The 19860-nt window shown below is 41.4% G+C and carries 15 protein-coding genes; 10 read left to right on the forward strand and 5 right to left on the reverse strand.

The features are described 5' to 3' along the window. Positions 1-141: 141 nt before the first annotated feature. The 4 genes from CLV57_RS13555 to CLV57_RS13570 all read left to right on the forward strand — a co-directional run bounded on the left by CLV57_RS13555 (position 142) and on the right by CLV57_RS13570 (position 5993). On the forward strand, positions 142-936 hold the full coding sequence (locus CLV57_RS13555) for a thymidylate synthase (protein ID WP_100341925.1): 795 nt from the start codon (positions 142-144) through the stop codon (positions 934-936). 113 nt (positions 937-1049) lie between these two features. Next, positions 1050-1532 (forward strand): dihydrofolate reductase, encoded by a 483-nt coding sequence (locus CLV57_RS13560; protein ID WP_100341926.1) that lies wholly within the window; start codon positions 1050-1052, stop codon positions 1530-1532. A 113-nt stretch (positions 1533-1645) separates the two neighbouring features. Further along, a complete protein-coding gene (secDF, locus tag CLV57_RS13565) occupies positions 1646-4600 on the forward strand; it encodes a protein translocase subunit SecDF (RefSeq protein ID WP_100341927.1) in 2955 nt (984 codons plus the stop codon). Between the two features lie 85 nt (positions 4601-4685). Continuing rightward, positions 4686-5993, forward strand: a complete 1308-nt coding sequence (locus CLV57_RS13570) for an NAD(P)/FAD-dependent oxidoreductase (RefSeq protein WP_100341928.1) — start codon at positions 4686-4688, stop codon at positions 5991-5993. A gap of 57 nt (positions 5994-6050) precedes the next feature. Here CLV57_RS13570 and glgB read toward each other — a convergent pair whose 3' ends face one another. Next, positions 6051-8090 (reverse strand): 1,4-alpha-glucan branching protein GlgB, encoded by a 2040-nt coding sequence (gene glgB, locus CLV57_RS13575; protein WP_100341929.1) that lies wholly within the window; start codon positions 8088-8090, stop codon positions 6051-6053. A 125-nt stretch (positions 8091-8215) separates the two neighbouring features. Then, positions 8216-10675, reverse strand: a complete 2460-nt coding sequence (locus tag CLV57_RS13580; protein WP_100341930.1) for a glycoside hydrolase family 31 protein — start codon at positions 10673-10675, stop codon at positions 8216-8218. A gap of 292 nt (positions 10676-10967) precedes the next feature. On the opposite strand from CLV57_RS13580, the gene CLV57_RS13585 reads away from it, so the two are divergent. Next, complete coding sequence (locus CLV57_RS13585) at positions 10968-11954, forward strand: LuxE/PaaK family acyltransferase (RefSeq protein ID WP_100341931.1); 987 nt, start codon at positions 10968-10970, stop codon at positions 11952-11954. Between the two features lie 60 nt (positions 11955-12014). Beyond that, the gene (locus tag CLV57_RS13590) at positions 12015-12671 is read left to right on the forward strand and encodes a PH domain-containing protein (protein ID WP_245857072.1); all 657 of its coding nucleotides are present in this window, start codon (positions 12015-12017) and stop codon (positions 12669-12671) included. Positions 12672-12768: 97 nt separating this feature from the next. On the opposite strand, the gene CLV57_RS13595 is transcribed toward CLV57_RS13590, so the two are convergent. The 3 genes from CLV57_RS13595 to tyrS are packed head-to-tail and all read right to left on the reverse strand — an operon-like array spanning position 12769 to position 15051. Next, positions 12769-13221 (reverse strand): RES family NAD+ phosphorylase, encoded by a 453-nt coding sequence (locus CLV57_RS13595; protein WP_100341933.1) that lies wholly within the window; start codon positions 13219-13221, stop codon positions 12769-12771. A 2-nt stretch (positions 13222-13223) separates the two neighbouring features. Then, positions 13224-13715: a type II RES/Xre toxin-antitoxin system antitoxin gene (parS, locus tag CLV57_RS13600; protein WP_100342853.1), complete on the reverse strand. Its 492-nt coding sequence runs from the start codon at positions 13713-13715 to the stop codon at positions 13224-13226. A 52-nt stretch (positions 13716-13767) separates the two neighbouring features. Further along, positions 13768-15051 carry a tyrosine--tRNA ligase gene (gene tyrS, locus CLV57_RS13605; RefSeq protein WP_100342854.1) on the reverse strand — a complete coding sequence of 428 codons (1284 nt, stop codon included), beginning with the start codon at positions 15049-15051 and terminating at the stop codon, positions 13768-13770. A gap of 156 nt (positions 15052-15207) precedes the next feature. Between tyrS and CLV57_RS13610 the strand changes: the two genes are divergently transcribed. The 4 genes from CLV57_RS13610 (at position 15208) to CLV57_RS13625 (ending at position 19854) form a co-directional block, all read left to right on the forward strand. Next, the gene (locus CLV57_RS13610) at positions 15208-15882 is read left to right on the forward strand and encodes a hypothetical protein (RefSeq protein ID WP_100341934.1); all 675 of its coding nucleotides are present in this window, start codon (positions 15208-15210) and stop codon (positions 15880-15882) included. Between the two features lie 165 nt (positions 15883-16047). Beyond that, positions 16048-18018 carry a 30S ribosomal protein S1 gene (gene rpsA / locus CLV57_RS13615; RefSeq protein ID WP_100341935.1) on the forward strand — a complete coding sequence of 657 codons (1971 nt, stop codon included), beginning with the start codon at positions 16048-16050 and terminating at the stop codon, positions 18016-18018. Positions 18019-18240: 222 nt separating this feature from the next. Next, the gene (gene pyrR, locus CLV57_RS13620; protein WP_100341936.1) at positions 18241-18786 is read left to right on the forward strand and encodes a bifunctional pyr operon transcriptional regulator/uracil phosphoribosyltransferase PyrR; all 546 of its coding nucleotides are present in this window, start codon (positions 18241-18243) and stop codon (positions 18784-18786) included. 141 nt (positions 18787-18927) lie between these two features. Then, complete coding sequence (locus CLV57_RS13625; protein ID WP_100341937.1) at positions 18928-19854, forward strand: aspartate carbamoyltransferase catalytic subunit; 927 nt, start codon at positions 18928-18930, stop codon at positions 19852-19854. Positions 19855-19860 lie beyond the last annotated feature (6 nt).

Below are 19860 nucleotides of genomic sequence, written 5' to 3' on the forward strand. Positions count from 1 at the left end.
CCGTAGGATACCAAAAATAGTTTATTTTTATTTGCGTTTTATACGAGATGATAGGTAAAAGGTTAAAGGCGAAAGGCTTTCTTTCTAACCAGCTAAGCACCAATCACTAATTCACTCAATCACTAATTCACTAATTAAAAAATGAAACAGTATCTCGACCTGATGCGCCACGTTATGGAAAACGGAACGCAAAAACACGACCGTACCGGCACCGGCACCATAAGCGTGTTTGGTTATCAGATGCGTTTTAACCTGCAGGAAGGTTTTCCATTGGTTACCACTAAAAAGCTTCACCTCAAATCAATCATCCATGAGTTGATCTGGTTTTTGCAGGGCGATACCAATATCAAATATTTGAAGGATAACGGCGTTCGTATTTGGGATGAATGGGCCGATGCCGATGGAAATTTAGGTCCAGTATACGGCTATCAGTGGCGCTCATGGCCAACACCCGATGGCGGAAGCATTGATCAGATCAAACAGATCATTCACCAGATAAAAAACAATCCCGATTCCCGCCGCATCATTGTATCGGCCTGGAACGTGGCAGATGTGAATCAAATGGCTCTGCCGCCCTGCCATTCGCTATTTCAGTTTTATGTTGCCGATGGTAAATTATCTTGTCAGTTGTATCAGCGCAGTGCCGATATATTTTTAGGTGTACCATTTAATATAGCATCATATGCCTTGTTAACCATGATGGTAGCGCAGGTATGTAACCTGGAACCGGGCGATTTCATCCATACTTTTGGCGATGCACACCTATATAATAACCACTTGGACCAAACCCGCCTGCAACTAAGCCGTGCGCCACGCCCATTGCCAACCATGAGGATCAATCCGGATGTGAAAGATATCTTCGATTTTAAATTTGAAGATTTTACTTTGGAGAATTATGACCCGTGGCCGCATATTAAAGGCGCGGTGGCAGTGTAACTGTTTGAACATTGAATTTCAGGATTGAAAGAATGACATCAATGCAACTTCATTCTAAAACCTAACCACACAAGTCTTAGTTCAGACATTAATTATAATTATATATTTGCTTAATGACCATCACCATAGTTGTAGCTATTGCTCAAAACCATGCTATTGGCAAGGATAATAAGCTGTTATGGCACTTACCTAACGACCTTAAACATTTTAAAAACATCACAACAGGGGGCACCGTAATAATGGGCCGCAAAACTTATGATTCTGTTGGTAAACCGCTGCCTAATCGACGCAATATTATTATCACACGCCAAAAAATAAACATTGAAGGTTGCGAGGTGGTAAATTCGCTTGATGAGGCTGTGGACTTATGCAAAACCGAGCAGGAAGTGTTTATTGTTGGCGGAGCCGAAATTTACAAAATGGCAATGCCGGTTACAGATCGTATTTACCTCACCATTGTTCACCACGACTTTGATGCAGATACTTATTTTCCTGAAATAGAGGGAAATAATTGGACAGAAACCGAGCGTGAAGATCATCAATCTGATGAAAAACACAAGTATGCTTACTCCTTTATTACGCTTGAGCGCAGGTAACATCCATACAACTTATTTTGTTTCAATTTAAAATTTTACGGTAATAAAATTTTGTTAGATTTGCCGTCTTGTTAAAAACGCTATAAACTAATTAATTATATACAAATACCACAATGCAAGGAAAAGGGGTTATTAAATTTTTTGCTGTTATATTAGCTTTAGCCTGTATATACCAGCTTTCGTTTACGTGGGTAGCTCATAAGGTTGAAAACGATGCCCGTTTATATGCCAAAGGTGATACTGCCGTAGAAAAAGCCTATCTGGATTCTATTTCAACTCAACCTGTTTATCCGTTGCTTGGCCATACTTACCAATACTGTCTGGAAAACGAGCTTGCGCTTGGTCTGGATCTTAAAGGTGGTATGAACGTAACCATGCAGATCTCTCTGCAGGAAGTAGTTAAAGGATTGTCAAACAACAATCCTGACCCGGTATTCAATCAGGCGCTGGTTAATGCAACCAACGCTATGAAAACCAGCCAAACAGACTACATTACACTGTTTGTTAGCGAGTACGAAAAACTTAATCCTAACGGTAAGTTAGCTGCTATTTTCTCAACAAAAGACAACCAGGCTAACCTGAAATACAACGCTTCAAACAGCGAAGTTGAAAAATACCTGAAAGCAGAAGCTGAAACAGCTGTTCAACAGTCTTACACCGTATTAAATACACGTATTGACCAGTTCGGTGTAACTCAGCCTAACATCTCATTAGAGAAAAAAACTAACCGTATTTTGATCGAGCTTCCGGGTGTTAAAGATCCGGCACGTGTACGTAAGCTATTATCGGGTACTGCCAAACTGGAGTTCTACGAAACTTACCAGAGCCAGGAAGTATATCCATTGCTAACAAGCATTGATAATATATTAGCTGCTAAAACCAAAGCTACTACTAAAGATACTGCAAAAAGCGAAACCGCTGCAGCTGCAGATACAGCTAAGAAAGATGGTTTAGCATTGATCAATAAAGTTCAAAAAAACAGCAAAGATACTTCTGCAACTGCTTTAAGATCAAAACTTGCTAATGAGCACCCTTTAATGAGCGTGCTTAGTCCGCCGGTTTACTCTGATGCATCAGGTCAGCCGCAGTTAATGCCAGGCCCGCTTGCAGGTATTGCTTTACAAAAAGATACTGCTAAAGTAAACGCTTATTTACGCAGCCCCGAGGTTAAAAACAGTATTCCAAGAAACATGAAGTTTTTATGGAGCGTTAAGCCTCGCGAAAAAACCAAGCAGTTTGAGTTATACGCTATTAAACTTACCGGTGCAGAGAACGGCCCTGTTCTTTCCGGCGACGTGATCAACGATGCCAGAAACGTAACCGACCAGCGTGGTAACCCGGAAGTGGAAATGACCATGAACGCTGCCGGTGCGCAAAAATGGCGCATTATTACAGCCGATGCAGCTGCTGCAACTCCTAAAAAAGCAATAGCAATTGTTTTGGATGACAACGTATATTCTGCTCCAACTGTACAAAACGAAATTTCGGGCGGTATTTCTTCCATATCAGGAACCTTTACTGTTGATGACACCAAAGACTTAGCCAACGTATTAAAAGCTGGCCGTTTAGATGCTCCTGCCCGCATTGTTGGTGAAGACGTGGTAGGTCCATCATTAGGTCAGCAGTCTATCAATGATGGTTTAATGTCATGCGTGCTGGGCCTGGTTGTGGTGTTGGTGTTCATGATAGCTTACTACAACCGCGCAGGTACTGTAGCTGTAATGGCAGTGGTAGTTAACGTATTCTTCCTGATGGGTGTTTTAACCAGCTTACACGCGGTATTAACGTTGCCTGGTATTGCCGGTATCGTATTAACCTTGGGTATGGCGGTAGATGCTAACGTACTGATCTATGAGCGCGTTCGTGAAGAATTAGCATTAGGTAAATCATTACGTTTAGCGGTAAGCGATGGTTTTAAACACGCGCTTTCATCCATCCTTGACTCCAACATTAGTACCTTCTTAACCGGTTTAATACTGTTTGTGTTCGGTAGCGGTCCAATCCAGGGTTTCGCAACTACGTTAATGATCGGTATTATCACCTCATTGTTCTGCTCTTTATTGATATCCCGTATCATATTTGAGTGGTTGTTAGACAAAGGCAGCGATATCAAATTTTCAAACCCTTGGAGCGCGCATACATTTAAAAACGCCAATTTCGCGTTTGTTAAAAACCGTAGAAAATTCTACGCCGTTTCATTAATATTCATTGCTGCAGGTTTTGTATCAATGTTTACCCAGGGCTTTAACTATGGTGTTGACTTCCAGGGTGGCCGTACCTATGTTATCCACTTCCAGAATAAAAACGCAACTGTAGAAGACGTTCGTGAAACTGTTGAGGATGTGTTAGGTCGTGGTACGCAGGTTAAAACCTACGGTACTGATAAGATCAGCGTTACAACTAACTATCTGATCGAAGAAAACCTGCCGACTACTGATGCTAAGGTGGAGCAGACATTGATCTCTACTCTTAACAAAAAAGAAGTTACGCAGATGTCTAAAAAAGACATAGTGAGCTCTCAAAAAGTTGAAGCAACTATTGCTGACGGTCTGAAAAAATCAGCTGTATGGACAGTGGTATTTGCCATATTAGTAATTGCGGCTTATATATTGATCCGTTTCCGCAAATGGCAATACAGCTTAGGTGCATTAGTAGCAACTGCTCACGATGCCTTATTGGTATTATCATTTTTCTCATTGTTTAAAAACGTAATTCCGTTCCTTGAAATAGACCAGGCTTTCATAGCTGCAATATTGACAGTTATTGGTTACTCAATTAATGACACCGTGGTTGTGTTAGACCGTATCCGTGAGTTTATTGGCCTGCACCACTCTAAAGCTGATAACCCGGAAGAGGTGATCAATACAGCTATCAACAGCACATTAAGCCGTACTATTATTACAGCCTTGACCGTATTGTTCGTGTTGATCGTTCTGTTCTTATTCGGCGGAGACGTTATCCGTGGCTTCTCGTTTGCGTTATTGATAGGTATCATGTTCGGTACTTACTCGTCCATCTGCGTTGCTACACCGGTTATAGTTGACTTCGGAAAGAAAGATCTCAGATAAAACTGACGATCAATGAACATTAAAAAAGGCTCCGAAGAATATTTGGAGCCTTTTTTGTTATACTTAAATCACACACATCCTTACTATGGAAAACACATCAAAATTCCCGTTAGTAGTAATCATTGGCGGCGGCTTTGGCGGCCTGCAGGTAGCAAAGAACCTGGCCGATGCTCCTGTTGAAGTGCTTATGCTGGACAAGCACAATTATCACACATTTCAACCGCTGCTCTACCAGGTTGCTACCGGTAGTCTGGAAGCCGAATCAATAGCCTTCTCCTTACGTAAAAACTTTAGTGATCAGAAAAACTTCCGGTTCCGTATTGCTGAAGTTTCGGGCGTTGATACAGAATACAGTACACTTTTTACAACTATAGGTGATATTAAGTACGATTATTTGGTGATAGCCACCGGTTCAACCACCAATTTTTTCGGCAACAAAGAAATTGAGCGCTATGCTATGCCAATGAAATCAATACCCGAAGCGTTGAACCTTAGGTATTTGATGTTGCAGAACTTAGAGGAAGCCGTAAGAACAACTAATAAAGATGATAGGGAAGCGCTGTTATCATTTGTTCTGGTTGGTGCCGGCCCAACAGGTGTTGAGCTGGCAGGATCGCTTGCAGAGCTTAGAAACCATATTTTGACCAAGGACTACCCCGAGCTTCAAAAAGAGGAAATGAAGGTTTACCTGGTTGACTTTCTGCCAAAGGTATTAGGACCTTTCTCTGACGAGGGCTCAAGCGCTGCCAAAGATTTCCTGACCGGAATGGGTGTGGAAGTATTGTTAAATATGAAAGTGGAAAGCTACGATGGCAACGAGATCAAATTTGAGGGCGGTAAAATAATACGTACCAAAAACGTGATATGGTCTGCCGGCGTGATGGGGGTTGTGCCTGAAGGTGTGAATAAAGAACATTTAGAAAGAGGCAACAGAATACGTGTTGACGGCACGTTACGTATTAATGGCTATAATAACATTTTTGCCATTGGCGACGTTGCGGCTATGATAACCGAAAAAACTCCCAAGGGACATCCCGGAGTAGCTCAGGTAGCTATTCAGCAAGGTAAGCATGCTGCAAAAAACATTGTTCATATTTTAAGAGGCGAGCAAACAGAAATATTTGAGTATAATGATAAAGGCTCATTAGCTACAATCGGAAGGAATAAGGCAATAGCCGATTTAGGAAAGCTTAAGTTCCAGGGCTTTTTTGCCTGGCTGATCTGGATGTTTGTACACCTTATTTCATTGCTTGGCTTCCGCAATAAGGTAGTGGTATTTGTCAACTGGGTGGGTAGCTACTTTAGTAACAACGGCGGCACCAGGTTAATCATTCGCGGATTTAAACGGGAAGAATTGTCTAAGAAAGATGAGCAGGTATCGGTAGCTGATTAACTTAATCAAATATGTATTAACGTCATGCCGAATATATTCGGCATGACGTTTCTTTTTTTATTTTACCCTCTTGAATACGCTCGCCGCCAAGGGTGGTAATGTAATGTTTATACTGTTCTCTCTGCCATGCCAGTTTACGGCTTCGCTGCATGTAACGCCTTTGTTGTTCACACCACTGCCCCAAAAACCAATCTCGTCTGAATTGAAAATTTCCTGCCAGTTACCGGCGTCAGGCACTCCTACCCTGTAGTTTTCGCGCACAACAGGTGTCATGTTTAAAATAACTACCACATCATCTTCCGGGTTATTTCCTTTACGGGAGTAAACAACAATAGAGTCATTAACGTTACCACCATCAATCCATTCAAAGCCGTCACCGCTGAATTGCTTTTCATACAAAGCCGGCTCGTTTTTATAAAGCGTGTTCAGTGCCTTAACAGCTTCTTTTATACCTGCATGATTAGGATATTCCAATAAATGCCATGGTAAAGAGTGCTGATAGTTCCATTCATCTCCCTGACCAAATTCACTGCCCATAAATAACAGTTTCGCTCCCGGATGCGTAAACATATAGCTATAAACCAAACGGAGGTTGGCAAATTGCTGCCACTCATCGCCCGGCATTTTACGCAGCATGGAACCCTTACCATAAACCACTTCGTCATGCGAGAATGGCAGCATAAAGTTCTCAGTAAAAGCGTATATCAAACTAAACGTTAACTGGTTATGATGATATTTCCGGTTAATTGGATCTTCATGAAAGTACTTGATGGTATCGTGCATCCAGCCCATCATCCATTTCATGCCAAAACCCAAGCCTCCCAGAAACACCGGGCGACTAACACCATGGAAAGAGGTTGATTCTTCTGCTATGGTTTGCACATCAGGGAAGTGGCTGTAGCACGCTTCGTTGAAATCTTTCAGGAAAGAAATAGCTTCCAGGTTTTCGTTACCACCAAACATATTAGGCTCCCACTCACCGTGATTACGGGAATAATCAAGGTATAACATAGATGCAACTGCGTCTACACGCAAACCGTCAATATGATATCTGTCCAGCCAGAAAATAGCATTACTGATCAAAAATGAGCGCACCTCATTACGTCCGTAATTGAAGATGTACGATTTCCAATCAGGGTGGTAACCCTTGCGCGGATCGGCATGCTCATATAAATGTGTACCATCAAACCTGTACAATGCATGTATATCTCCCGGAAAATGCGATGGAACCCAATCCATTATCACACCAATGCCCTCGCGGTGAAAGGCTTCTATTAGTCGCATTAATTGCTGTGGCGTACCGTAGCGGGCAGAAGCCGCAAAATATCCGCTTACCTGGTAGCCCCAGCTTGGATAGTATGGGTGCTCTGCCAAAGGCATAAACTCTACGTGCGTAAAGCCAAGCTCTTTAACGTAAGGCACCAATTTATCAATTAACTGCTCATAAGTATAAAATTCATCAGGGCTTTCCCAATTACGCGCCCACGAACCCAAATGCACTTCATAAACCGAATATGGCTGCGCCAGGTTATTGTGCTTATGGCGGGTATACATCCATAATTCATCCTGCCATTCGTGGTAAGTATCTGCCACTATTGAGCCGGTAAGCGGTGGTACTTCCCAGCGTAAAGCAAACGGGTCGCTTTTTTCTAACTCCTCTCCGCTTGATGATTTGATGAAATACTTATAAACCTCGCCAACGCCAACATTCGGAATAAAGCCTTCCCATATACCCGAACCATCCCACCTTACATGCAGCGGATGCGAGCCTTTGTTCCAGCCATTAAAGTTGGCCATAACCGATATATATTGCGCGTTAGGCGCCCATACAGCGAAATACGTTCCAATAACGCCCTTATGCTCTACCACATGCGAACCAAATTTTTCGTATAGTTTGTAGTGTTTACCCGATTGAAAAAGTGAAACGTCAAAATCAGTAAAACGGCTGTAAGGCTCAACTGCTAAAAGCTGTTGCGGTTGTTGCTCCGGCAAGTTCTCACTAACTGGTTTAATAGCTTTAGTGGCTTTGGGTTTAGTTGTTTTAACAGGTTTTGATGCGGGAATTTCTGCGTCCTTTTTAACGGATCTTTTAGCCATATGAGTTGCCCTTACGGGAATTTAGGAAATTGAATAATGTCAAATATATCATTATTCAACATTTAAGGGTGATGCATGTTTATGATAAAAAAAATAACCCCGGTTTTGGCCGGGGTTATGACAGTTTACACTGCAATTTCTATCTTCTTAAACTTCTTATTCGTTTGAAATTCAAGCACCTTGTTTTCATTGATAGTAAACTCGGTTATTGGCTTATCATCAGCCATAATTTTGGTTGGCGTAAACGGCAAGCCAAATACGTTGAACTGATAGGTTTCATAACGCGGCGTGTATAAACCTTCCATGCTTTGCTCAATAACAAAATTGATCACACTGCCACGCACTGCAAATTTCTTTTCAGAATAAATATCCTGCTCATAGGCAAAAGTTTCGCCGTAATCTTCAAAGAAGAAGGAATTGGTCTCTATATCGTTAAAGTAAACGTTGAGTATTACTTCTTCAATTTCCTTTTCGCCCACATACTGCATTACCGGATATTCTGGCAATACAGCACCTGCTTTAACAAACAATGGTATAGTGTCTAAAGGCGTTTCCACTTCGATCTCTTTTCCACCTTCTACTATCTCATTTGTCCAGAAGTTATACCATTGGCCTTTGTGTAGGTACAGCTTGCGGCTTTTTTGTCCGGGTTCTAATACCGGGCATACTAACAGTTTATCGCCATACTTAAACTCATCCTGACGGTAGTGATTGCTATACTCTCCTTGCTCCTGCATAACTATAGGGCGCAATATAGGGAAACCATAACGGTGATGCTCCCAGAATGTTGAGTAGAAATAAGGCATTAAGCGATACCTCAACTCAATAAACTTACGGTTGATAGAAGTATACGGCTCGCCAAAGCTCCATGGCTCGCGTTCTTTAGTATCTCCGGCAGAGTGCGCGCGCATAAATGGTGCAAAAGTGCCTATTTGAATCCAACGCGTAAACAGTTCTCCGTCTGGTTCACCGCTAAAGCCACCAATATCAGTACCACAAAACGGTATGCCTGATATAGATAAACGCTGTAATTGTATGTTACCTAATTTTAGATGCTCCCAGGTGGCTACGTTATCGCCTGTCCAAACAGATGTGTAACGCTGCACACCAGAATAGCCTGCCCTTGTAATAGTGAACGGACGCTTATTTTTCATGATGTTGCGCAACCCCTCGTAAGTGGCGCGTACCATTTGCATACCATAAACATTGTGCGCCTTACGGTGCGATCCGCGGTGCCCGTCGTACTGATGACGAACGTCATCAGGGAAAGTACCGGTACCAAACACAGCAGGTTCGTTCATATCATTCCAAACACCCGCTACGCCGGCTTCAACTAAGCCCTGGAACAAACCGCCCCACCATTCACGTACCTCCGGGTTTGTAAAATCCGGAAACTGGCAACGGCCCGGCCACACATGGCCCTCCATAAAGTAATCATCGCTTCGGCGGCAGAAATAGTTTTTCTCTTTGCCTTCTTTAAATACCCAATAGTTATCATCTACGCGAATCCCAGGGTCAATAATAACTACCGTTTTAAATCCATCATCAGATAGTTCTTTTACCATCTTCTTCGGATCCGGGAAATACTTTTTGTTCCAGGTAAAGCAACGGTAGCCATCCATGTAATCTATATCTAAATAGATGGCGTCGCAAGGTATTTGCTGCTCACGGAAAGTTTTGGCAATTGCCCTCACCTTAGCTTCAGGATAGTAGCTCCAACGGCATTGGTGATAACCAAAGGCCCACATTGGCGGCATAGCATGGGTACCTGTAAGCAGGTGATAATTTTTAACCACATCCATCATATGCGGACCGTGGATATAGTAATATCTCAGCTCGCCACCATCCGCCCAAAAACTGGTATGGTCATTTTGTTCTTTACCAAAGTCAAAATGCGATTTGTAAGTATTGTCAAAGAAAATGCCGTGAGCAATATTCTCGTTTACGCTGATGTAAAATGGAATGGTGCGGTAAATAGGATCCTGGTTCCACTGAAATGAATAAGCATCAGTGTTCCAGTTAACAAAGCGCTTGCCGCGTAAGTTAAGTTCTGTAGCTTTATCTCCTAAACCAAAAAAGCTTTCCTGCGGAGCACATGTTTTGGTACAGAATACGTAATAACCTCCAAAAGATACGTTCTCTTCCCAGTGCATGGATACAGCATCCGAACTGGTAATATGATGCTCGGCATCAGAGAAGGAAATAAAGAAATCTGCTTTACGGATGTGGCAGTTTACCACATTGGTTGATACCCTGAACTCATTTTCATCTTCAAACAAGGCAAACTCAGTGGTTTTTTGTTCCAACTTCGGTACGGCGTATGAAAATTCATCCAAAAATACGCCATGCGGAGCAAGCCTCACCCGGATGATCTGATCGGTTACAACAACAACCTCAACTTTGGCATCGCCATCAGTAAAGTAAAATTTATTGGTTTGCTGCAGACAGCTATTGGCCGTACCGAGGTATTTTTTTTGTATAGGTTTTAAACCTATTACCGGGTTATTGACGTGCTTAAAATCTTCTTCTTCATCAGCTACAACGTTGGTTGGCTCAATTTCCGGATCTTTAGTGTTCTCTTCCATATAAAAATTAAAAAACTGATGATATAGCCCGTAAAAGTTAAAAACGGGTAATCAACAACCTGTTTCAACAGCTAATAAACGATTTTTATCGCACAAATAAGCTATCGCACAACTATAAATTGGATGAATTTTTAAAAATTAACAGGGTTTTAAAAATTACCGCTCATTTCTAAAATTTTCACATTCTTTTATATCTAAAAACGGTTAACAGCACGTTAAGGTTACATTATTTCAACTTTTTCGGCAACCTATCTTTCAACTATTGCTCAGCTTTTAATTTTACCTTTGCATCATGATGAAACCAGGTCTGGAAGAAATATTTTCAATAAGCAATGCGGTTCAATTTGAGCGAGCTGCTTTGCAGGTATTTAAATATCAGGCTAACCATTGTCAAGTTTACAGCGATTTTATTAGAGGCTTAAGCGTTGATTCTTCAAAAATTCAGCAGGTAGAACAGATACCATTTTTACCGATAAGCTTTTTCAAAAACCATACGGTAAAAAGCGACGATAAAGATGCCGATACTGTTTTCACCAGTTCGGGTACTACCGGCATGATAACCAGCAGGCATTATGTCAGCGATGTAAGCTGGTATGAAGAAAGTTTCAGAAATGCCTTTGAGTTATTCTATGGCAACATCAAAAACTACACTGTTCTGGCGCTGCTACCCTCCTATTTAGAGCGTGAAGGCTCGTCATTAATATATATGGCTGCTGATCTCATAAAAGGTTCTTGCAATCCCTATAGTGGTTTTTATTTATATAATCATGAAGAGTTATATCAACAATTGCTAAAGCAACAACGCGCTGGTAAGCCTACCTTGCTTATCGGCGTAACATTTGCGCTGCTTGATTTTGTTGAAGCCTATCAATTGAACTTTCCGGAATTGATTATAATGGAAACCGGCGGCATGAAAGGCCGCCGTAAAGAAATGATACGCGAAGAACTGCACAATATATTATGCAATGGTTTTGGTGTTGAACAAATCCATTCGGAATATGGGATGACTGAGCTGCTATCTCAGGCTTACTCTAAAGGAGATGGCCTATTTGCATGCCCGCCATGGATGAAGATACTGATAAGAGATACCAACGATCCGCTGAGTCTCATCCCTTCAAACAAAACAGGTGGCATCAATGTAATTGACCTTGCCAATATTAACTCATGCTCATTTATTGCTACGCAGGATCTGGGCAAACTGCATGCTGAAGGCGAGTTTGAAGTATTAGGCCGTTTTGACAACTCAGATATACGCGGTTGCAATTTGTTGATAGCTTAAAACTTAATGTACAACTAACAGATTTTATTTAATTTAGCCGCAAATACGTATCCTATTATGATGGAAAAATTTTTGAACGATGAACAAGATCCAAAAGCGGTTGAAAAAGTTTATCTGCGCCTTACCGACCTGTTAACCACCGGCGAGGAGATAATTTACATTGCAGTTCAAAAAAAACCTTTGGTTAATTTACTGCCTGATTGTATTGCTATAACCAATAAACGCGTTTTGTTCTTTACACCTGCCAACCTGGGTCTTTCCATAAAATTTGTTGATTTTGTTTGGAAGGATATAGTTGATGTGCACACCAAAGAAGAAATAATAGGTGCCATTTTTAGCGTACGCACCACCAACGGTGCTGAAATGGGCGTTGATTATTTGCCTAAAGTACAGGCGCGCAAATTGTATCAATATTCACAGGAGCGCAAAGAAGCAGAGCGCGAAGCACGCCGTTTACGCGAACTGGAAGAAAAACGTGCACAATCGGGTTCTGTGCAATTTGAAACGCCGTCGCAGCCTGTTGCCGCTACGGTTGTGCATGCCGCACCCGTTGTTGAGCAGCCGGCACCTGTTGCACCACCGCCCGCACCTGTTGAAACTTCTAAACCTGACGAGCTTACCGAGAAATTAAAAAAGCTAAAAGTTTTGTTTGAGAATGGTTTGATATCTCAGGAAGAATACAACGCTAAAAAGTTAGATCTCTTAAGCGATTTTTAGTTAATGAAAAATTACGAAAGCAAAGGGTTGGAAAAATTCCAACCCTTTGCTTTTATATCACCTTATCATTATTAGCAATAGCAAAGAATGTTTAAGATCAACTCAATAACCGCTCATCAAAGCTAAACGCTCGTTTACTTATAGTTTTAACAGATGATGCGTTAGGATGCATAGGGTTAAGCAAGTAATTAAACTCCTCACTAACCAAAGCCGAGGGTACCTGTAATAACAGGTGTTTAGCTTCTTTCAAAAAGTTATTACCGGTTTGTTTTAATATCTGTTTTTCAGGATACTCCCGCCAATCTTTTGGTAAGGTTTCAACATCGAGTATGGTGTAATCATCAGGCGCCTCTATGGTGAGCATACAAAAATCATCGGGCATATTGGTAGGGCTTAAATGAACCAATGCCTCCAAAACCGCTAATGACCTTGACGATGCCGTGTAAAGCATAGCCCTCCCCTCACTGTTCCACCGGCCACCATACAAGCGGGCACCGTTACCGCTAAGATCATCAGCGTAAACGCATTTACAAAGCCGGTAAAGTATCATTATTAAGCAAAAATACCGTGCTCAATACGGCCCAACTCTTTAAAAACCATATCAAAACCTATAGAGGTATCCAAAAGAGAAACCGGAGCCTCACCTTTAAAAGCATGCAGTGGGGTTTTCATCCAGGTTTTAAATTTATCTAAAGAGCCGAAAACTTCCTCACCACGGGTATACAGGCGCGCCAACTCAACTGCTTTCTCGGCGTATTCAACCTTGATGATGGCATCATCATCATAACGTTGCAGTGTACGCTCAGAAATGTGCATTATATTGGCAAACTCTTGAAGGGTAAGCGATATTTTTTTAGCCAAAGCCATTAAACCGCTTTTGGGTAAACCCTGCCTGCTTAAAGTAAGCATATCAAAACTACTTGCTCCAAAAGCATTTTTACCCGAGCCCCCAAAAACCGTTGCAAACAGATTTGGCTGTACAGCATAAGCCACCATTGGCTCCGCAACAGTTGTAGTTTGTGTTTCTTTTGAATACTTTTTCATATTAATTTCAGACATTCGTCCAAATTTAATACCAATTTGTCGCATTTCAAAATTATTCGGCAACTATTAAGAAATAATTTTTCTTTCCTTTTTGAACAACTAAAAACTTACCATTAATCAGGCTGTCAGCACTGTAGGTAGAATCAACAGATGCTATCTTGGCTTTATTAATAGCAGCACCACCACCCTGTATCATTTTTTTAGCCTCGCCTTTGGAAGGGAAAACAGCAGTGTTAGCAGCTAACAAGTCAACCACATTAATGCCTTCTTGCAGTTCGGTAAGCGATACATTGAAATTAGGTACTCCTTCAAATATGCCTAACACCTCGTCATCATTTAACTCATTTAAAAACTCAACACCGGTATTGCCAAACAAAAACTCTGATGATTTGATGGCCTTTTCGTATTCAGCTTCGCTATGCACGCGTATGGTAATATCTTTAGCTAAAGCCTTTTGTATAGCACGCTGATGCGGTGCTGCATCCTGCTCGGCCTCTAAAGCTTTTATAGTTTCTTCATCAAATAGGGTAAATATGCGGATGTATGATTTAGCATCATCGTCGCTGGTGTTTAACCAGAACTGGTAAAATTTATAAGGCGATGTTTTAGCCCGATCAAGCCAGATGTTACCACCCTCGCTTTTGCCAAATTTAGTACCATCAGCCTTTTTAATTAATTGCGTGGTAAGCGCGAAAGCTTCGCCAGCCCCTTTACGGCGTACCAGTTCGGTACCTGTAACAATGTTACCCCATTGGTCACTGCCACCCATTTGTAAAGCGCAGTTCTCATGCTTCCACAAATAATAAAAATCATAACCCTGAACCAACTGGTAGGTAAATTCCGTGAAAGACATACCCGTTTCACCCTCTAAACGCTTTTTTACCGAGTCTTTAGCCATCATGTAGTTAACAGTAATGTGCTTGCCTACATCGCGGATAAAATCAAGGAAAGTAAAATCCTTAAACCAGTCGTAATTGTTAACCATTTTAGCACTGTTGGCGCCGCCGTCAAAATTCAAAAACTTTTTAAGCTGCTCCTTAACGCCTTCGAGGTTTTTTTGAAGTACCTCTTCTGACAGTAAATTACGCTCGGCAGATTTGCCTGAGGGATCACCAACCATACCGGTAGCACCACCAACCAAAGCAAAAGGCCTGTGGCCCGCGCGTTGAAAATGGATCAGCGTCATGATCTGGGTTAAGTGTCCCACGTGCAGCGAATCGGCAGTTGGATCAAAACCAATATACCCGGAAACCATACCTTTATTTAACAATTCTTCGGTTCCGGGCATAATATCATGCAGCATGCCGCGCCAGCGTAGTTCTTCTACAAAATTCATTTCGTGTATCTTATTTACTTCCCGCATCTACCATCGGGACGCCAAAGATAACAGATTTATACATTCCCTTAAATGATTGAAATATATGTAACCATTTAGGGGTATACGGCATTTTTTTGTAGCTTTAAAGGCAAACCATCCCCCTGGGTTTTACTTATGAATTTTTTATCGCATTATTACTTTGACCGAAACGTTACCGACTGCTACTTTATATTAGGCACAGTTTTGCCTGATCTGTTAAAAAACGCGGACAAAACCATAGTACTTCACCCTGAAAAGCTCCAGCATCCCAATAATCAGAATGTAAACAGCCTGATAGCCGGATGGAACAAACACCTGGAGGTGGACAGACATTTTCATTCATCTGATTTTTTTAAAACCCACAGCCATCAATTAAAGAAGGAGCTGTTACCCGCCATACAGGGTTCGCCTGTAAAGCCGTTTTTTTTGGGACATATTGCGGTAGAGCTGATCCTTGATAATTTATTGATAACTACGGGCAAGTTATCTGTAGACAGTTTTTACGCGCACCTAAGCAGTTGCACCCACAGCGCGCTTGAACATTTTTTTGGTATGGCCGGATTGAAAGATCCATCGATATTTTTAAGGTATTTTGAAAAATTTAAAAAAGACCAATATTTACACACTTACGCTGAGCCTGGCCAGATAACCTATGCCCTTAAACGTATATGTATGCGGGTATGGCAAGATCCTTTCACCCCTCAACATGAAGCAGGCATGACCGAAATTATTGAAAATTACCGAACTACTTTACTCACAGACTTCATGCTGATTTTTAGTGAGATAACTAAGAAAATGGATACAATTTAGCAGCGTTTTGATACAGGTTAGTAATAAGCGGTTGTTAAATGGTTATTAACACGCAAAAAACCTTAAAAATCAGCCAATAAACTCAAATTAAATTTTTTTGGATTGAATTATAGTTCTACCTTTGCAGTCCCAATTAAGGTTGGGAAAAAGGAGAAAAATTATTTAATGGCAAAAAAACAAGAAGCAGAAAAAGAATTAAAAGCTAAAGAAGCAGAGCTGGGTACAGCAACTGCTAACGCAGAAAAAGAGACGATTGAATCAGAAGCTGATTTAATATCGATCGAAGACATCAAATCTCAAATCGCTACAGCACCAGACGCAGATTTTGACTGGGACGCTGACGACAAAAAATTTGGTAACTACAGCGACAGCGACCGTGAAAAATTTGAAAAACTTTATGATGGAACTTTCAGCTCTATCACTAAAGGCGAAATCATCACCGGTACTGTTGTAAGTGTTAACAACAAGGATGTAGTATTGAACGTTGGATTTAAATCTGACGGTTTAGTATCTGTTTCTGAATTCCGTGATACACCAGATCTTAAAGTTGGTGACAAAGTTGACGTTTTTGTAGAGTCGCAAGAAGATGCTAACGGTCAGTTAGTACTTTCTCGTAAACGCGCTAAAACTCAAAAATCATGGGAGAAAATTAATTCTGCACTGGATAACGACGAAATTATCACCGGTTTTGTTAAGAGCAGAACTAAAGGTGGTTTGATTGTTGATATAATGGGCGTAGAAGCCTTCTTACCAGGCTCTCAAATTGATATTAAGCCTATTCGTGATTACGATGTTTACGTAGGTAAAACTATGGAATTCAAAGTTGTTAAAATCAACCACGAATTCAAAAACGTTGTGGTATCTCACAAAGTGCTTATTGAAGACGACCTGGAAAATCAAAAAACTGAAATTGTTGCCAAACTTGAAAAAGGTCAGGTATTGGAAGGTACAGTTAAAAACATTACCGACTTTGGTGTATTCATTGACCTTGGTGGTGTTGACGGCTTACTTCACATTACTGATATTTCATGGGGCCGCATTGAGCATCCGCGCGAAGTTTTATCATTGGATCAAAAAATCAACGTTGTTGTACTTGACTTTGATGATGAGAAAAAACGTATCGCTCTTGGTTTAAAACAACTTACTCCACACCCTTGGCAATCGCTTGACGAGTCTATCCAAATTGGCTCTAAAGTTAAAGGCCGCATCGTAACAGTTGCTGATTACGGAGCGTTCTTAGAGATCATTCCGGGTGTTGAAGGTTTGATCCACGTATCAGAAATGTCATGGTCACAAAATCTGCGTAACCCTCAGGAATTCCTGAAAGTTGGTGACGAGATTGAAGCACAAGTGTTAACACTTGACCGCGACGAGCGCAAAATGTCATTAGGCATTAAGCAATTAACCCCTGATCCTTGGCAAAACGCAGGCGAGAAATACGCAGTAGGTACTCAGCACGTTGCTACAGTTAAAAACATGACTAACTTTGGTGTGTTTGTTGAACTGGAAGACGGAATTGACGGCCTGATCCATATCTCTGACCTTTCATGGTCTAAAAAAGTTAACCACCCTAACGAGTTCACTAAAGTTGGTGAAAAACTAAACGTGGTTGTTTTAGAGCTGGATATTGAAAACCGCAAATTAAGCTTAGGCCACAAACAATTAGAAGAAAACCCTTGGGATACTTTTGAAACTATCTTCACTCTTGATTCAATTCATGAAGGTACCGTATTAAAAGTAACTGATAAAGGTGCTATTGTTGCTTTACCTTATGGTGTTGAAGGCTTTGTGCCAACCAAGCACCTGGTTAAAGAAGACGGCAAAAGCGTTAAAGCTGATGACGTTGCTGAATTCAAGATCATTGAATTTAACAAAGACAGCAAACGTATTGTGATCTCTCACTCACGTATATGGGAAGAAGCTCGTGCTGAAGCCCGTGTTCAAGACTTTGAGAACCGCAAAAAAGAAGCTAAAGCTGCTACCAACGCTGTGAAAAAAGTGAAAGATTCTGTTGAGAAATCAACTTTAGGTGATCTGAGCGTATTAGCACAGTTGAAAGAGCAAATGGAAGGCGCTGAAACTAAAGCAGCAGCAAAAAAATCTGCTGACAAAAAATCAGAAGAAGAAGCTAACTAAGCTTTAACCATAGTTTTTACAAAGCCCTGCCGAGCAATTGGCAGGGCTTTTTTTATTGATGCCACGTCCTGAAAATTGACCAAAAACAGTTGTCAAGTTCTATGCTAATTGCCGTGTATTTGGTTTAGATTACAATAGTGAGCAATCCAATCACTAACTAATCTCTGATCACCATTCAACTAATCTCTAAAATTATTACCTTTGCCCAAATCCACCCATACGATGCAAAATCTAACACTGCTCGACGGTAAAAAATTTCAGATCACTATTCAGCGGCTGTGTCGTCAGTTAATTGAAAACCATAACGACTTTTCCGGCTCAGTTTTAATTGGTATTCAGCCACGGGGCATTTATTTAGCCAAACGTGTTGCCGAAGAGCTACGCAAAATACTCCCGGAAAGCACCATTTTACAAGGCGATCTCGACATCACCTTTTATCGTGATGACTTCCGTCGCCGTGAATCGCCATTGGTGCCTAATCAAACTAAAATTGATTTTATCATAGAAGGTAAAAAGGTAATCATGATGGACGATGTGTTGTGGACCGGCCGCACCATTCGCGCCGCCATGGATGCCATGCTGGCTTTTGGTCGCCCCGAAAAGGTGGAATTACTGACCTTGGTTGACCGCAGATACTCGCGACACATACCAGTGTCGGCAGATTATGTAGGCATTGAAGTTGACTCTATCGCATCACAGAAAGTGGTGGTAAGCTGGAAAGAAACAGATGGCGAAGACAAGATAGTACTTTTGTCGGAGCAGAAATAAAAATATCGGATTTCGGATGTTCGATTTCGGATTTCGAACAAGGCTGAATCTGATAACAAAACCAAGGTGCCGAAACAAATTAGGCATGACAACATACAACTTAATAATCCGAAATCGAACATCCAAAATTCGAAATAAAATATGGGACTAAGCACAAGGCACTTACTCGGTATTAAAGATTTAAACGAAGCAGATATTCAACTGATATTTGAAACTGCCGACACCTTTAAATCGGTTTTAAACCGACCGATAAAAAAAGTTCCTTCATTGCGCGATGTAACCATCGCCAACATATTTTTTGAAAACTCTACACGTACACGTTTATCATTCGAGTTAGCACAAAAGAGACTATCGGCCGATACCGTTAACTTTGCAGCTTCTTCATCATCAGTAAGCAAAGGCGAAACGTTGATTGATACCGTAAATAACATACTGGCCATGAAGGTGGATATGGTGGTAATGCGCCACCCCTACGCCGGTGCCGGCATCTTCCTTTCCAAACATGTAAAGGCACAAATTGTAAATGCAGGCGATGGCGCGCATGAGCACCCTACGCAGGCTTTGTTGGATGCTTTCTCTATCCGTGAAAAATATGGCGATGTAGCAGGAAAAAAAATAGTAATAGTAGGCGATATTCTTCATTCGCGTGTTGCCCTGTCAAACATACTTTGTCTTAAACAATTAGGCGCTGAGGTAATGGTTTGCGGACCTACTACTCTTATACCAAAATATATTGGCTCACTCGGCGTTAAAGTAGAACATAACCTGATGAAAGCGCTAAACTGGTGCGATGTAGCCAATATGTTACGCATACAGTTAGAACGCCAGGATATTAAATACTTTCCATCGCTGCGCGAGTACACCATGCTTTACGGTCTGAATAAACAGATATTAGATTCGCTGGATAAAGAGATCACCGTTATGCACCCCGGCCCTATTAACCGCGGTGTGGAAATAACCAGCGACGTGGCCGATAGCAAACAATCTATTATATTAGACCAGGTTGAAAACGGTGTGGCTGTGCGTATGGCAGTGCTTTACTTGCTGGCGGGACAAACACCTGCTTAAATACGC

Source organism: Mucilaginibacter auburnensis, from assembly GCF_002797815.1.
GTDB classification, from domain to species: domain Bacteria; phylum Bacteroidota; class Bacteroidia; order Sphingobacteriales; family Sphingobacteriaceae; genus Mucilaginibacter; species Mucilaginibacter auburnensis.

What these genes read in the sequence shown, in the direction of transcription:
- CLV57_RS13555 (WP_100341925.1), top strand. Translation starts at nt 142, where the DNA reads ATGAAACAGTATCTCGACCTGATGCGCCACGTTATGGAAAACGGAACG.
- CLV57_RS13560 (WP_100341926.1), top strand. Translation starts at nt 1,050, where the DNA reads ATGACCATCACCATAGTTGTAGCTATTGCTCAAAACCATGCTATTGGC.
- secDF (WP_100341927.1), top strand. Translation starts at nt 1,646, where the DNA reads ATGCAAGGAAAAGGGGTTATTAAATTTTTTGCTGTTATATTAGCTTTA.
- CLV57_RS13570 (WP_100341928.1), top strand. Translation starts at nt 4,686, where the DNA reads ATGGAAAACACATCAAAATTCCCGTTAGTAGTAATCATTGGCGGCGGC.
- glgB (WP_100341929.1), bottom strand. Translation starts at nt 8,090, where the DNA reads ATGGCTAAAAGATCCGTTAAAAAGGACGCAGAAATTCCCGCATCAAAA.
- CLV57_RS13580 (WP_100341930.1), bottom strand. Translation starts at nt 10,675, where the DNA reads ATGGAAGAGAACACTAAAGATCCGGAAATTGAGCCAACCAACGTTGTA.
- CLV57_RS13585 (WP_100341931.1), top strand. Translation starts at nt 10,968, where the DNA reads ATGATGAAACCAGGTCTGGAAGAAATATTTTCAATAAGCAATGCGGTT.
- CLV57_RS13590 (WP_245857072.1), top strand. Translation starts at nt 12,015, where the DNA reads ATGGAAAAATTTTTGAACGATGAACAAGATCCAAAAGCGGTTGAAAAA.
- CLV57_RS13595 (WP_100341933.1), bottom strand. Translation starts at nt 13,221, where the DNA reads ATGATACTTTACCGGCTTTGTAAATGCGTTTACGCTGATGATCTTAGC.
- parS (WP_100342853.1), bottom strand. Translation starts at nt 13,715, where the DNA reads ATGAAAAAGTATTCAAAAGAAACACAAACTACAACTGTTGCGGAGCCA.
- tyrS (WP_100342854.1), bottom strand. Translation starts at nt 15,051, where the DNA reads ATGAATTTTGTAGAAGAACTACGCTGGCGCGGCATGCTGCATGATATT.
- CLV57_RS13610 (WP_100341934.1), top strand. Translation starts at nt 15,208, where the DNA reads ATGAATTTTTTATCGCATTATTACTTTGACCGAAACGTTACCGACTGC.
- rpsA (WP_100341935.1), top strand. Translation starts at nt 16,048, where the DNA reads ATGGCAAAAAAACAAGAAGCAGAAAAAGAATTAAAAGCTAAAGAAGCA.
- pyrR (WP_100341936.1), top strand. Translation starts at nt 18,241, where the DNA reads ATGCAAAATCTAACACTGCTCGACGGTAAAAAATTTCAGATCACTATT.
- CLV57_RS13625 (WP_100341937.1), top strand. Translation starts at nt 18,928, where the DNA reads ATGGGACTAAGCACAAGGCACTTACTCGGTATTAAAGATTTAAACGAA.